Source organism: Streptomyces sp. WMMB 322, from assembly GCF_900090145.1.
Classification (GTDB): Bacteria; Actinomycetota; Actinomycetes; order Streptomycetales; family Streptomycetaceae; genus Streptomyces.
The window spans coordinates 210,507-224,181 of sequence record NZ_FMHI01000007.1; the positions used below are offsets into that span (position 1 = coordinate 210,507).

Annotated in this window: 10 protein-coding genes; 2 read left to right on the forward strand and 8 right to left on the reverse strand. The window is 70.1% G+C overall.

Translation table 11 applies throughout. The features are described 5' to 3' along the window. Positions 1 to 199: 199 nt before the first annotated feature. From H180DRAFT_RS14145 to H180DRAFT_RS14155, 3 genes are all read right to left on the reverse strand, one after another. Entirely contained in the window at positions 200 to 901 is a 702-nt protein-coding gene (locus H180DRAFT_RS14145) for an HAD family hydrolase (RefSeq protein WP_055486398.1), read from the reverse strand. Positions 902 to 1,098: 197 nt separating this feature from the next. Continuing rightward, positions 1,099 to 2,730, reverse strand: a complete 1,632-nt coding sequence (gene pruA / locus H180DRAFT_RS14150) for an L-glutamate gamma-semialdehyde dehydrogenase (RefSeq protein ID WP_055486399.1) — start codon at positions 2,728 to 2,730, stop codon at positions 1,099 to 1,101. A 41-nt stretch (positions 2,731 to 2,771) separates the two neighbouring features. Next, positions 2,772 to 3,701, reverse strand: a complete 930-nt coding sequence (locus H180DRAFT_RS14155) for a proline dehydrogenase family protein (RefSeq protein WP_055486484.1) — start codon at positions 3,699 to 3,701, stop codon at positions 2,772 to 2,774. Between the two features lie 363 nt (positions 3,702 to 4,064). Here H180DRAFT_RS14155 and H180DRAFT_RS14160 point away from each other — a divergent pair, with 363 nt between their 5' ends. Together H180DRAFT_RS14160 and H180DRAFT_RS14165 are read left to right on the forward strand one after the other, a co-directional pair. Next, complete coding sequence (locus H180DRAFT_RS14160) at positions 4,065 to 5,330, forward strand: PucR family transcriptional regulator (RefSeq protein WP_055486485.1); 1,266 nt, start codon at positions 4,065 to 4,067, stop codon at positions 5,328 to 5,330. A gap of 320 nt (positions 5,331 to 5,650) precedes the next feature. After that, positions 5,651 to 6,061, forward strand: coding sequence for a RidA family protein (locus H180DRAFT_RS14165; RefSeq protein WP_055486400.1), 411 nt, complete (start codon positions 5,651 to 5,653; stop codon positions 6,059 to 6,061). A gap of 101 nt (positions 6,062 to 6,162) precedes the next feature. Here H180DRAFT_RS14165 and H180DRAFT_RS14170 read toward each other — a convergent pair whose 3' ends face one another. The 5 genes from H180DRAFT_RS14170 to H180DRAFT_RS14190 form a co-directional block, all read right to left on the reverse strand. Continuing rightward, a complete protein-coding gene (locus tag H180DRAFT_RS14170) occupies positions 6,163 to 7,425 on the reverse strand; it encodes a glycoside hydrolase family 1 protein (RefSeq protein ID WP_055486401.1) in 1,263 nt (420 codons plus the stop codon). A gap of 88 nt (positions 7,426 to 7,513) precedes the next feature. Next, entirely contained in the window at positions 7,514 to 10,339 is a 2,826-nt protein-coding gene (locus H180DRAFT_RS14175; RefSeq protein WP_055486402.1) for a family 78 glycoside hydrolase catalytic domain, read from the reverse strand. 15 nt (positions 10,340 to 10,354) lie between these two features. Beyond that, entirely contained in the window at positions 10,355 to 11,239 is an 885-nt protein-coding gene (locus H180DRAFT_RS14180) for a carbohydrate ABC transporter permease (RefSeq protein WP_254666023.1), read from the reverse strand. After that, positions 11,236 to 12,183 (reverse strand): carbohydrate ABC transporter permease, encoded by a 948-nt coding sequence (locus H180DRAFT_RS14185; RefSeq protein ID WP_055486403.1) that lies wholly within the window; start codon positions 12,181 to 12,183, stop codon positions 11,236 to 11,238. Before H180DRAFT_RS14185 ends, H180DRAFT_RS14180 begins: the two co-directional genes overlap by 4 nt. An 11-nt stretch (positions 12,184 to 12,194) precedes the next feature. Further along, positions 12,195 to 13,517 carry an ABC transporter substrate-binding protein gene (locus H180DRAFT_RS14190; protein ID WP_055486404.1) on the reverse strand — a complete coding sequence of 441 codons (1,323 nt, stop codon included), beginning with the start codon at positions 13,515 to 13,517 and terminating at the stop codon, positions 12,195 to 12,197. Positions 13,518 to 13,675 lie beyond the last annotated feature (158 nt).

A 13,675-nucleotide genomic window follows, 5' to 3' on the forward strand; every position in this document is an offset into this window, starting at 1 on the left:
GCCTCGACCGCCGCTCGCTGGATGAGCGAGAACGTTCGGCTTCCACAAAGATAGAACCCGGACGCCGTGATGTCTCGCCAATTAGTTGGCCTTCCTACTATCTGAGACGAACACCACTCGGATCCGGCCACCGAGGGCTCCGCCCCGTCGGCTCCCGGTCCTCCGGAGCCGTCGGCCGCCTGCCTCACGCGGCCCCGCGCTACGGAAGGGCGGCGAGCAGACCCGGCAGCTCCGCGAGCCCGGTGATCCTGCGCACCCCGGCCACCGGGCCGGGGTGGGGGGCGCCGGAGCGGTCGATCCACACGCCGCTCAGCCCCGCCTCGTCGGCAGCACGCGCGTCGATGTCGTGCCGGTCTCCCACGTAGGCGACCTCCGAGGGCGGCAGCCCGAGCGCCTCGCAGCCGGCGTGGAACGCCTCCGGTGCCGGCTTGGCGTGGCCGAGTTCGTCCGCGCAGAGCAGGACTTCGAAGCGCCGGCGGATGCCCAGGCGGTGCAGCTTGCGGTCCTGGTTGGCCGTGGAGGAGTTGGAGAGCGCGCCGTGCCGGTACGCGGGAGTGAGTGCATCCAGGGCGGGAACGGCGTCGGGGAAGAGAGTCCAGGCCTGCTCGTACAAGGTGACGTAGCGGCCGAACCAGAGATCGGCCTCCTCATCGGTCAGGGAAGTGCCGAGGAAGCTGCGCGCCCGCTCCCTGCGGTGCTCGTGGAAGCCCAGCTCGCCGGAGAGGAAGCGGGCGAACTGCTCGTTCATGACCTGCTTCCAGCGCTCAAGAGCGGCCTCGGGCGAGGGGTGGCGGTCCAACAGCCCCTCGGCCTTCATGTGCCGCAGCGCGCCGGCGCGGTCGGAGCCGGTGTAGTCGAAGAGGGTGTCGTCGACGTCCCACAGAACCGCACGGATGGGCATGTGCCGGACGTTAGCAGGCGGCCGGCGGCCCGGCCGGAGCCGCAGCCGGTACCGGGCCTGCGCCCGAACGGCGCCCGGCTGCCGGAGCGTCGGGGGACACAGCCGGACGTCAGCAGGACGCGGGGAGCCGACGAACGGGCCCGGGCGCCGCGGCCCGGCACCGTACGAACGGGTGCCGGGCCGCGGGGTGCCCGCGGTCAGCCCATGTGCGGGTAGCGGTAGTCGGTCGGCGCGACCTGGGTCTCCTTGATGGCACGCGGCGACATCCAGCGCAGCAGGTTGAACTTCGAGCCCGCCTTGTCGTTCGTGCCGGAGGCGCGGGCGCCGCCGAAGGGCTGCTGGCCGACGATCGAGCCGGTGGGGCGGTCGTTGAGGTAGAAGTTGCCCGCGGCGAAGCGGAGTTTCTCGCTCGCCTCGGCCAGCGCCGCCCGGTCCCTGGCGAGGACGGCACCGGTGAGGGCGTAGGCGGCGACGGACTCCATCTGCTCCAGCATCGGCTCCCAGTCGCCGTCCTCGTAGACGTGCACGGCGAGGATCGGGCCGAAGTACTCCTCGGAGAAGACCTCGTTCTCCGGGTCGGTGCAGGCGATGACCGTGGGCTTGATGAACCAGCCCGTGGAGTCGTCGTACTCGCCGCCGACGAGGATCTCGCAGGTGGGGTCCTGCTTCGCGCGGTCGATGGCGGCCTTGTTCTTCGCGAAGGCGCGGTCGTCGATCACGGCGCCGATGAAGTTGGACAGGTCGCTGACGTCGCCCATCGCCAACCCCTCGGTCTCCGCGAGGAGTTCGTCCTTCAGGCCGCTGTCCCACAGCGAGCGGGGAATGTACGCGCGGGAGGCGGCCGAACACTTCTGGCCCTGGTACTCGAAGGCCCCGCGCACCATCGCCGTCTTCAGCACGGCGGCGTCGGCGGTGGGGTGGGCGACGATGAAGTCCTTGCCGCCGGTCTCGCCGACGATGCGCGGATAGGACTTGTAGCGCTCGATGTTCTCGCCGATCGTCCTCCACAGGTACTGGAAGGTCTTCGTGGAGCCGGTGAAGTGCACGCCCGCCAGGTCCGGATGGGGCAGCGCCACCTCGGAGACGTCCTTCCCGTCACCGGTGACGAGGTTGATGACGCCCTTCGGCATGCCGGCCTCCTCCAGCATCTCCATGAGGAGCACGGCGGAGTGGGTCTGCGTCGGGGAGGGCTTCCAGACCACCACGTTGCCCATCAGGGCGGGCGCGGTGGGCAGATTCCCGGCGATGGCCGTGAAGTTGAAGGGCGTGATCGCGTAGACGAAGCCCTCCAGCGGCCGGTGGTCGAGCCGGTTCCACACGCCCTTGGGCTGGATCGGGGGCTGCTCGGCGAGGAGTTCGCGCGCGAAGTGCACGTTGAAGCGCCAGAAGTCGATCAGTTCGCAGGGGGCGTCGATCTCGGCCTGCTGGATCGTCTTGGACTGGCCCAGCATGGTCGAGGCCGCGATCGTCTCGCGCCACGGGCCCGACAGCAGCTCGGCGGCCTTGAGGATGATCGCGGCGCGGTCGTCGAAGGACATCGCGCGCCACGCGGGCGCGGCGGCGAGCGCGGCGTCGACGGCGTCCTGCGCGTCCTGCCTGGTGGCGTTCGCGTAGGTGCCGATCACCTTGCCGTGGTTGTGCGGCTGCACGACGTCGACGCGTGCGCCGCCGCCCATCCGCTTCTCGCCGTTGATGGTCATCGGCAGATCGACCGGGTTCTCGGCGAGCTCCTTGAGCTTGCGCTCCAGCCGGGCGCGCTCGGGGCTGCCGGGCGCGTAGGTGTGGACCGGCTCGTTGTACGGGGCGGGGACCTGGGTCACAGCGTCCATGGCTGCCGTCTCTCCTTCGTACGAGGGCACTGTCTGGGTGTTCAGCCGCGGGTGGCGAGCGAGCGGAGGAAGAATCCGAGGTTGGCCGGACGTTCCGCGAGGCGCCGCATGAAGTATCCGTACCAGTCGGTCCCGTAGGGGACGTAGACGCGCATCCGGTGGCCCTCGGCCGCGAGCCTCGACTGCTCGCTCTCCCGGATGCCGTAGAGCATCTGGAACTCGAACTCGTCGTGCTTGCGCCCGAGTCGCCGCGCCAGCTCCTGCGTGATGGCGACCATCCGCGGATCGTGCGTGCCGACCATGGGATAGCCCTTGCCCGAGAGCAGGATCTTCAGGCATCGCACGTAGGCACGGTCCACTTCGGCCTTGTCCCGGTGGGCGACCGACGCCGGTTCGTCGTACGCGCCCTTCACCAGCCGTACCCGCGAGCCCTCCCCCGCCAGGTCCCGGCAGTCGTCCTCGGTGCGGAAGAGGTAGGACTGCAGCACGGCCCCGGTCTGCGGGAAGCTCTTCCGCAGCTCGGCGAGGATCGCGAGGGTGGAGTCCACGGTGGTGTGGTCCTCCATGTCGAGCGTCACGGTGGTGCCGGCCTCGGCCGCCGCCTCGACAACCGGCCGGACGTTGGCGAGCGCGATGTCGTGGCCGCCGTCCGGGAGCACCTGGCCGAAGGCCGAGAGCTTCACCGACAGCTCGGCCCGCGCTCCCAGGCCCTCCCCCGCCAGGGCCTCGGCCAGGGCGAGATAGGCGTCGCGGTTGCGCAGCGCCTCCGCGCGGACGGTGGTGTCCTCGCCCAGGTGATCGAGCGTGACGTCGAGACCGCGGCCGGTCAGCGACCGCACGCTCTCCATGCACGCCCCCAGCCGCTCGCCCGCCACGAAGCGGTTGACGACGGGGCGGGTGACCGGCGTCGACGAGACGAAGCGGCGGATGCCGTCGCTGCGCGCGGCGGCGAGGAGCACTGGACCGAGCACGGGCACCTCCACTGACGTACTTCTTCGCGCTCCTGGCGTCTTGCGGGGGTCCGTTCGCCCGGACCGGAACGGTGCACGGGGGAGCGGAGCGCAACGGCGTCGGAAGCCACCCTGAATCTAAGGATCGCGCCATTCCGCGGCCATCGACAGCTGTCAGGCATCCGTGTCCCAGATCTCAGACATCTGTACGAGAATGGTGGCGGCGGGCCGCCCGCGACGAGCGGAGGCGGACCGCACGACAGCACGACAGCACGGCGTCGCTCCGGCGCGACGGTGCCGCGGCACGGCGGCACGGCGGTCGGCTCGGCTGCGGCACGGGCGTCACATCGGCACGATTCAGGACAGCGGGACAGCGGGATGGCCATGCGCGAGGACTACCAGGCACTCATCGACGAGGTCTGCGCGCTGCTCGGCACCCCGGCGACACTCGAGGCGCGCGACTTCGCCCTGATCGCCTTCGGCGCCCACGAGGGGGACGGCGAGGGCGACGAACCCGCCCTGGACCCGGTACGCAGGCGTTCCATCCTGGGGCGCCGCTCCAGCCCCGAGGTCCGGGAATGGTTCGAGAGCTTCGGCATCACCAGGGCCACGGGCCCCGTACGCATCGACCCCGAACCCTCGGCCGGTGTGGAGCACGGACGCATCTGCCTCCCCGTGCGGCACCGGGGCGTCGTCCACGGCTACATCTGGCTGATGGACGACGGGGCGCTCGACCTCGCCGACCCCCGGCTCGCGTCGGCCATGGCGGTGGCGTCGCGGATCGGGACCTTGCTGGCGGCTGAGACACAGGCCGAGACACGCACCGGAGACCTGCTGCGGGAGGCGCTCACCGAGGACGACCGGGGCAGGGCCGAGGAGTCGGCGGCCCAGCTGACCGAGCTGCTCGGCCCGGCTGCCTCGGGGCCTCTGGCGCTCCTGGCCGTGGCCCCCTGGCCGTCGGGCGGGGCGAGCGGCGACTCCGCGGGTTCCGCGCCGGCGGCCGCACCTGTTCTGCCGCATGTGATGGCGCGGTGCGTCCTTGCGGCCCGCGTCCCCCGGCCCGGCCCTCCAGCCGGGTCCGGTCCTCCAGCCGGGTCCGGTCCTCCAGCCGGGTCCGGTCCGGCGCGCGCGCCGGACCGGCAACCGGTGCTCGCCGCCGTGGTGCGGCTGCGCTCGGCGGAGGTCCGAGCCCCGGCCCGTACGGCCGCCGAGCAGCTGCTGCGCGTGCCGCGCTCCCCCGCCGCCGCGGGCATCAGCGCACCGCGCCGCGGGCTCTCCGGCGCCGCCACGGCTTGGCGGGAGGCGCTCGCCGCGGCGCGGGCCGCCGGCGCGGAACCGGAGCGGCTGGGGCCGGTCGCCGAATGGGAGGCGATCGGCCCGTACCGGCTGCTGGCCTCCCTGCCCGCGGACGCCGCCCACGACGCGGCAGTCGCACCGCTGTTGCAGCCGGCGCACCGCGAACTGGCGCGCACGGCCGAGGTGTTCCTCGACCACGCGGGCCAGGCGGGACGGACCGCCGCGGCGCTGGGCATACACCGTCAGACGCTCTACTACCGCCTCTCGCGCATCGAATCCCTCACCGGCCTCGGCCTCGACGACGGCGGCGCCCGGCTGCTGCTGCACATGACCCTGAAGGCCGCCCGGCTGTGAACCGGCTGTGACCGGTGCAGGGTCCGCGATTTGATGCGCAATCGTCGGCTCTCGATGCGCACCGGACGCGCAATTCCAGGTTCGATGCGCAATCACCACGTGCGCGGCATGGCGACGCACACCGTTCCGGGGCTTTGTCGATCTCTGGGGACAGCGCTTGCCGATGGGGTCCGGAGTCAGTTGGTGATCATTCGACTCGTGATGTCGAGGAGAAGTGACGGCACTGCCGTGGGGCGGCGAAAAATGGAGAGCCGGACCCGTCAAGGCGTTGGCAGGATGTCCGTCCTGCTCGACACCCGACGGGGGAGGACCCACCGACCATGCCTCGCGCCATCACTCTGATCCGCTGCGCCTCCCTGTCCGACGTCGCCGAGTATGCCTACGCGGCCACGGCGCCGGCCGAGTCACGTCTGATCTTCCTCGCCGGGGCGTGTCCGCTGAACGATGACGGCTCCACTGCGGCGATCGGGGACTACGCGGGTCAGGCGACGAAGGCCGTCGAGAACATGCAGGCTGCTCTCGCTTCCGCGGGTGCGTCGCTCCAGGACGTCATCAGTACCAGGGTCCTCGTCGCGTCGGCCCGGCAGGAGGACCTGGTGGCTGCGTGGGAGGTGGTCCGGGACTCGTTCGCCGACCACGACGTCCCCAGCACCTTGATGGGCGTCACCGTGCTCGGCTACGAGAACCAACTCGTCGAGATCGAGGCCGTCGCCGCCGTGCTCGATTCCTGAGCCCACTGACACGCTCGCGATTCGATGCGCGACATCGGCGGTCGAGGCGCAGCCCTCGCGCTCAGCAGCGATCTCCGGCGACGACGCGGCAGTTCGTCCTGTCATGGCGCCGGTGCTCCGCCCCGGCCGTCCGTGGAATCGAGACGGCCCGTCCGCGCGATGCGCTCGAAGACGTACGCGCTGGGCTTGGGCACGCGGGCGAAACCGCTGTCCCGCTCGACGGCGACAAGGCCGAATTTCGGACCGTAGCCCGCCGACCATTCGAAGTTGTCGAACGCCGACCAGTGGAGATAGCCGCGGATATCTGCGCCCTCCCTCCTCGCCCGCGCGAGGGCGGCGAGGTGGGAGATGAGGTAACCGACGCGCTCCGCGTCGTCCTCCGTGGCCACGCCGTTCTCGGTGACGTACAGAGGCAGGCCGGTCTCGGAGGCCCGGTGGAGCATCTGCCGGAATCCGTCGGGATGGGCAGCCCAGCCCATCTGGCTCGTCCGCGTTCCGGGCGGAGGTGGCGCGAACAGCGTCGGGCATGCCGGGTCGACCCACTGCTTGCGGTAGTACTGCACCCCGAGCCAGGCCCCCCGGTCCGGTCCGGCGAGACCGTCGAGATACAGGTCGACGATCTCCTCGCGCATGGCCCGGCAGAACGCCTGGCAGCTCTCGTCGTCCGGTCGGGCCGGTGCCAGCAGCGGCAGCTGCACGACGAGACCGGCGCTGGACTCCCCCGCACCGGTTCGCATGGCCCGCACCGCTGACCGGTGAGCCTCCAGCAGTACACGTCCGACGCGCTTCCACAGGGCGGCGTTGGTGACGCCGGGCGGATACCGGCCTTCGAGATACCCGTGCAGGGCAACCATCTGCGGCTCGTTCACGGTGCATACGAACGGCATGAGGTCGCCGAGCTCGGCGGCGACGCGAGCGCAGTACCGCTCGAACACCTCGACCGCATCCGGGGCGAGCCAGCCGCCCCGGGCGGCGAACCACCGGGGAACCGTGAAGTGGTGCAGCGTGACGAACCCGGTCAGCCCGGCGTCGGCCAACGCGCCGAGCACGCGGCGGTAGTGCGCCAGCGCAGCAGCGCTGAACTCTCCGGGAGCCGGTTCGATGCGCGACCATTCGAGAGAGAGCCGGTGCGCGTTGTGCCCGAGGGACCGCAGCAGCGCGAAGTCGTCGGCGTAGCGGTGGTAATGATCTATGGCGTCGCCGGACGACTCGATGGCCGCGGTCGAAGGATCGTGTTCGTATTCCCACCAGTCGTTGTTGACATTGCCGCCTTCGACCTGATGGGCGGCTGTGGCGCTTCCCCACAGGAAGTCGGCGGGGAACTCGGCCCCGGACTCCGGTGCACCGCCCTCCGGGGTCGTCACACTTCCTCCGCAGCGAGGCGGGCCGGACCGTGGCGCAGCATTCGGGCCTGAGGACCTTCAGGGGATTGAAACGTTATATCCAGTGTGATCACCTGCTCCGCGCCCGAGGCCCGAGCAGTTCGGCCAGTGCCCGGCGGGCCGCCTCCCGGCTGCCCGCGCTCTTGCCCCCCAGGTGGAGCGGCAGATCCAGCGGGTGAATGCTCAAGTGGCGTGCGGCGCGCCGCGCGATGTCCGCGGGGCCGGCGCCGAGGCCGTGGTCGGTAAACAGCGTGACGGCGTCGTTCCACAGTTCCGGGGAGTCGATGAGGTCGCGGACGGTGGCGATCTCCGCCTCTCGGCCGGTGGGGACGGGCACGGTCCAGGAGTGGCGGCCGTGCCGCACCTCGAGGGGGTCCTGGGCGGGGTCGGCACCGGGGAGGTGGACGGTCGCTGTGGTGCCCGGTGGTACGACGGCCTCGACGGTGAGTCGGTCACCGTCACGGCGCCAGGCTGCACTCGCCTCTCCGTACGGAGTGAGGTGCCGCGCCTCGGCGTGGGTGAACGCCGGGTAGGGGACGGGCCGGATGGTGATGTGCCGGTAGCCGGGGGCGGCGGGTGCCAGGCCGGCCAGTGTGCGGTGGAGCCAGTCGGCGACGGCTCCCAGGGCGTAGTGGTTGAACGAAGTCATCTGGCCGGGGTTGATCGTGCCGTCGGGGAGCATGGAGTCCCAGCGTTCCCAGACGGTGGTCGCGCCCATGGTGACCGGGTAGAGCCAGGAGGGGCAGCCGCGTTCCAGCAGGAGGCGGTAGGCGAGGTCGGGGTGTCCCGTTGCGGTGAGGGCGTCGGTGATCAGGGGGGTGCCGACGAAGCCGGTCGCGATGCGGAACCCGCTGCTGCGGACCAGATCCGCCAGCCGCTCGGCGGCGCCCGCGCGCTGCGCAGCGGTGGGCAGCAGGTCCCAGGCGATGGCCATGGCGTAGACGGTGGGGGCGTCGGAGAGCACCCTGCCCGCGCTGGTGACGTAGTGGCGTATGAAGGCGTCCCGGGTGCGTTCGGCGAGCGTGGCATAGCGTTCGGCGTCGGCGTCGCGGCCGATGAGGCGGGCGGCCTCGGCGGTGATTCCGGACGAGCGGGCCAGGCACGCGGTGGCGACGACGTCAGGGTCCGCCTTGGCGGCAAAGGGGTTGTCGGGAGGTGCGTCGGGGTCGAGCCAGTCGCCGAACTGGAAGCCCCCCGCCACGACGCCGTCGGTGGTGCGGGCTGCGACGGCGTCGGTCCATGCACACATGGAGTCGAACTGGCGGCGCAGAACCCCGGTGTCGGCATAGCGCTGGTGGAGCACCCTCGGCACGACGGTTGCGGCGTCCCCCCAGGCTGCGGCGGTCGGGCTCTCGTCGCGCAGGACGTCGGGGACGACGAACGGCACGGCGCCGTCTGAGTGCTGGTCGGCGTCGAGGTCGGCGAGCCAGGAGGAGAGGAATCCGGCGGTGTCGAAGAGGAAGGCGGCGGTCGGTGAGAAGACCTGGATGTCTCCGGTCCAGCCGAGGCGTTCGTCGCGCTGGGGACAGTCGGTGGGGACGTCGAGGAAGTTGCCGCGCATGCCCCAGACGACGTTCTGGTGGAATTGGTCGACGTCGGAGTCGGAGCAGGAGAACCAGCCGGTACGGCGCAGGTCCGTGCCGACGACGACGGCCTCCGCGTCGGCCGGGGCGAGCCCCCGGAGTCCGGTGACCTCTGCGTAGCGGAAGCCGTGGAAGGTCAGGCTCGGTTCCAGCACCAGCGCCTCGTCCGCCCCGTCGTTCCCGCTCGCGGCGCCGGCGGTGGGCAGGAGGTAGGTGTCGGTGGCCTCGGCGGTGCGCAGCGGGCGTACGCCGAGCTCGCCGTGCTCGTCGAGGACCTCGGCGTGGCGAACGATGACCTCGGTCGCGTCGCGGGGAGGCCGGGTGGTGAGGCGGACCCAGCCGACGAGGTTCTGGCCGAAATCGATGAGCGTCCGGCCCGAGGGAGAGGTCCACACCTTCACGGCGGGCACGGTCTCGGTGGCCCGCACCGGTGGTCCTTCGGCCGCGACCAGCCTGCCGAGGCCGGCCTCGACGACCTCGACGGTGTCCTGGGCGGCCGCCGTGGTGACGGGACGCAGGTCGGTGCGCTGCCCGTCGTAGATGTCGTCGGCGAGGACGCTGCTGTTGCGCGCGGACCACTGTTCGTCGGTGACGACGGTCTCCGTCGAGCCGTCGGAGTAGGTCACTTCGAGCTGCGCCAGCAGTGCGAGCCGGTCGCCGTACAGGGCGCGGCCCGGTTCGCCCCAGGCCAGGCGGCCCCGGTACCAGCCGTTGCCGAGCAGCACCGACAGCTCGTTGTCTCCCGCACGGAGCAACTCCGTGACGTCGTGCGTGGCGTAGCGCAGGCGGTTGGCGTAGCTGGTCCAGCCCGGCGCCAGGACCTCGTCGCCGACCCTCGTCCCGTTGAGGGTCGCGGCGTAGACGCCGTGCGCGGTGGCGTACAGGCGCGCCGAGGCGATGCCCACGCCGGAGCGCAGTGTCAGCGTGCGGCTGAGGAGCGGTGCCGGATCGCCGATGCGGCCGAGGGTGGCCGGGCTGATGAACCGTGCGTTCCAGTCCTCCGTCGCCAGCAGGCCGGCTTCGACCGTGGCGGGCTCGCTCCAGTCCGTCCACCCTTCCCCGGAGGCGACCCTGACACGGACCGTGCGGCGGGCGCGGGAAGCGAGTGGCGTGAAAGGCCAGGGCACCAGGAGTTGTTCGGCACTGTCGACCCGGACGACCGTGCCGTCGCAGTCGAGTTCGCAGGAGGTCTGGCGCCAGTCCGGGTCGTCGGTGGTGACTTGCCATGACAGGCGTGGGGTCGCGGTCCCGATCCCGAGCGGGGAGCCGTCGAGGTGTTCGAAGCGGACGGGGCTGACAGCGGTGTGGGGCATGAGTGATGGGCCTCCTCAGCCCTTGATCGCGCCGGAGGTCATTCCGGCGACTATCTGCCGGTTGAAGAAGAGGAACATGATCAGCGGTGGAATCGTGATCAGCAGGATGTCCATGAACAGGAGGTTGTACTGGCTCTCGAACTGACTCTGGAAGTTGAACAGGGTCTGCTGGACGGTGGCGTTCTCCTCGCCGGGCAGGAAGTAGAGCGGGTTGACGAAGTCGTTGAAGACGTTGACCGACTGGACGACGATCACCGTGACCGTGACCGGCCGCAGCAGGGGGAAGATCACGCGGAAGAAGAGGCGGACCGGGCCGGCGCCGTCGATCACGGCCGACTCGTCGAGGTCGCGCGGGACGGTGGCGATGAAAGCCCGGAAGAGCAGGACACAGAAGGGAAGGTGGAAGGCGACCTCGACGAGGATCAGGCCGAAGAGGGTCTTGAAGAGGCCGAGTTCCTGCAGCACCCAGATCGTGGGGACGACGGCCGGGGGAATGATGAGCCCGGACAGCACCAGGAAGCTGATCGGCCCGGTCGTCCGGCTGGTGCGGCGCTGCAGGATGAACGCCACCATCGCGCCGAGGACGACCATCAAGGTGACGCTGGCGACCGTGAGGATCACGCTGTTGATGAACGCGATGATCAGGATGTAGTCGCCCGTCTCGAGGACGGCCTGGAAGTTCTCGACGATCTGCCAGTCGCCGGGCAGCGAGAACTCCAGTCGGGCCGCCTCCTGTTCGCCCTTGAACGCGGTCAGGGCGATGAAGGCGAAGGGAATGACGAAGACGACGAGGAAGGCGAGAGTTGTCAGCGCGCTGAGTGTGTAGTTGGGGCGGCGGGCCCTTGACCGTGGGCGGGTGCCGGGGAGTACGGCCCGCACCGTCTTCGTGCTCTCGCTCACAGCTCCCCCTCCTTGCGGTTGAGGAACCAGAAGAGCGGGACCACGATTGCGGACACCAGGAGGAAGAGCACGACGTTGCCCGCTGTGGACAGGCCGTAGAAGCCGGCCTGGTACTGCTTGTAGATGACCGAGGCGATGACGTCGGAGGTGAATCCGGGGCCGCCGCCGGTCATCGTCCAGATCAGGTCGAAGGTGCGCAGCCCTCCGATGAGGGAGAGGATGACGACGGTGACCGTCGCCGGGCGTGCCAGCGGCAGTGTGATGTTCCGGAACCGGGCGAGCGGCCCGGCTCCGTCCACCTCCGCCGCCTCGTAGTACTCGCGAGGAATGGAGACGACCCCCGCGATATAGATGACGGTGGCCAGTCCGACGCCCTTCCAGACGTCGACGAAGGCCACCGACAGGAGTGCCCAGGCCGGGTCGGTCAGCCAGGCCGGGCCGTCCACGCCGAGCGCCCTGAGGGAGCTGTTGATCAGGCCTTCGGAGGGGTGCATCAGCACGGTGAAGGTGATGCCGACGCCGATGGTGCTCACCAGCACGGGGAAGAAGACCAGCGAGCGCAGGAAGCCGCGCCCGACGATCGGGCCGGTGAGCAGCACTGCGAGCAGCAGGCCGAGGACGACCTTCATGCCCGAGGTGACGACGGCGTAGATGAGGGTGTTGGTCAGGCCCTTCACCAGCGCCGCCTCGCTGACGAACTGCTCGAAGTTGGCCAGGCCGATGAACTCGTACTCGAAGAGGGTCCAGCGGGTGAGGCTGAAGAAGAACGCGGCGAGGGTCGGCACCAGGAACAGCGTCGCGTAGACGACCCCTGCGGGGAGGTAGAACCCGAACGGGTAGGCGCTCTTGAGGGCCGTGCTCCCTGCCCGGGTGTCACCTCGCGACGTTCGAGGGCGCTGCTTCCCTGCCCGCCTCTTCTGGGGGGCCTCGAGCGTGGTGGTCATGGTGATTCCCGTCACCAGCCCTTGAGGCCGAGTTGCTTGGCCTGCTTCGCCACGTCCTTGTCGTAGAGCTGTGCGCCCTTCTTGGCGGGCCGGATGCCCGAGCCGACCTCGATGCAGATCTGCTCCAGGGCCGGGCCCTTGACCGGGGAGAGGAACTCCAGAGCGGGAGTCACGGCGTCGTCCTCGAAGTAGCGCTGTGTGTCCTTGACCGCCTGCGGAGCGTCCGCGGGCAGCTTGCAGCCCTTCACCGAATAGGGCCCCGAGGGAGGCTGCGCCTCGGTGATGGACTTGCAGCCCTCAGGGCCGGCGATGAAGGCGAGGAACTTCTTGGCCGCCGTCAGCTTCTCTCCCTCGGTCGACTTCGGTATGTACGCCGCGGCCGGACTCCAGGCGGTCAGTCCGTTCTTCGCGGCGTCCTCGCCGGGGAGGGCGAAGAAGCCCATGTCGTCCTTGGCCTCGGGAACGGCTTCGATCACGGGGGTGATCGAGTTGGTGAGCATCGGGTAGTGGGCGCCCTCCCCCTTGCCGATCATGCGCAGGCCCTGCTCGTAGGTGGCCGAGCCGAAGCCCTTGTTGAGGTAGCCGGCGTCATGGACCTCCTGGAGGCGTTCGAAGCCCCGCCGCGCGGCGGGCGAGGTGGCGAACTTGACGTCGTTGGCGGTGTATTCCTTGGCGAAGTCCGGCTCGGCTGCGGCGACGTTGTGGTAGTCGCCCAGAACGAACAGCTGCGAGGTCCAGGTCTCCTGGTAGGTCTGGATGACCGGGGCGATGCCGGCGTCCTTGATCTTGGCGTTGTTCTCCATGAACTCGTCCCAGGTCTTGGGCACCTCGAGGTCGAGGTCGGCGTAGACCTTGCGGTTGTAGAGCACGCCGCCGCCCATGTTCGAGCCGGCGGGCGCGCCGTACACCTTGTCGTCGACGGAGGCGGTGGGGACGAACAAGTCGTCGAGCTTGCCGACCCAGTCCTCGCCGGCCATCGGGACGAGGTTCTTCTCCGGGTCGATCGCCTGGAAGAGCGAGCCGGTGTTGTACAGGAAGACGTCGGCCATCTCGCCGGTGGCCAGCCGCGTCTTGACCACGTTGTCGCCCTCGCCGCCGCCCGGCCGCGTCTCCACGTTCACCTTGATGTCCGGATGGGAGGCGGAGAAGTCCTTCGCGAGCTGCTCGCCCACAGGGAGGCTGTCCGGGCCGGTCGGGACCAGGAAGTCAAGCGTCAGTTCGTCCTTGTCGCCGCTCGAACCGAGGCTGCCCGAACTGCATGCGGTCAGGCTGAGCGAGAGCGCCACCAGTGTGGCGAGAGCCGGTGAACGGCGGGGCGTGATTCCGAACCTCATGTGCGTCGACCTCCGTGGAGTGCGGGCTGCGCCGACCGGTGTGGACGTGACACCGCCCGGGGTTCTGGATCGTGAAGAGATGCGCCGCGGCATGGGCCGGGAGCCTATTGAAACGATTCAATCTGCTGGAAGTGAGTACATGTTTGACCCAGGGGTCA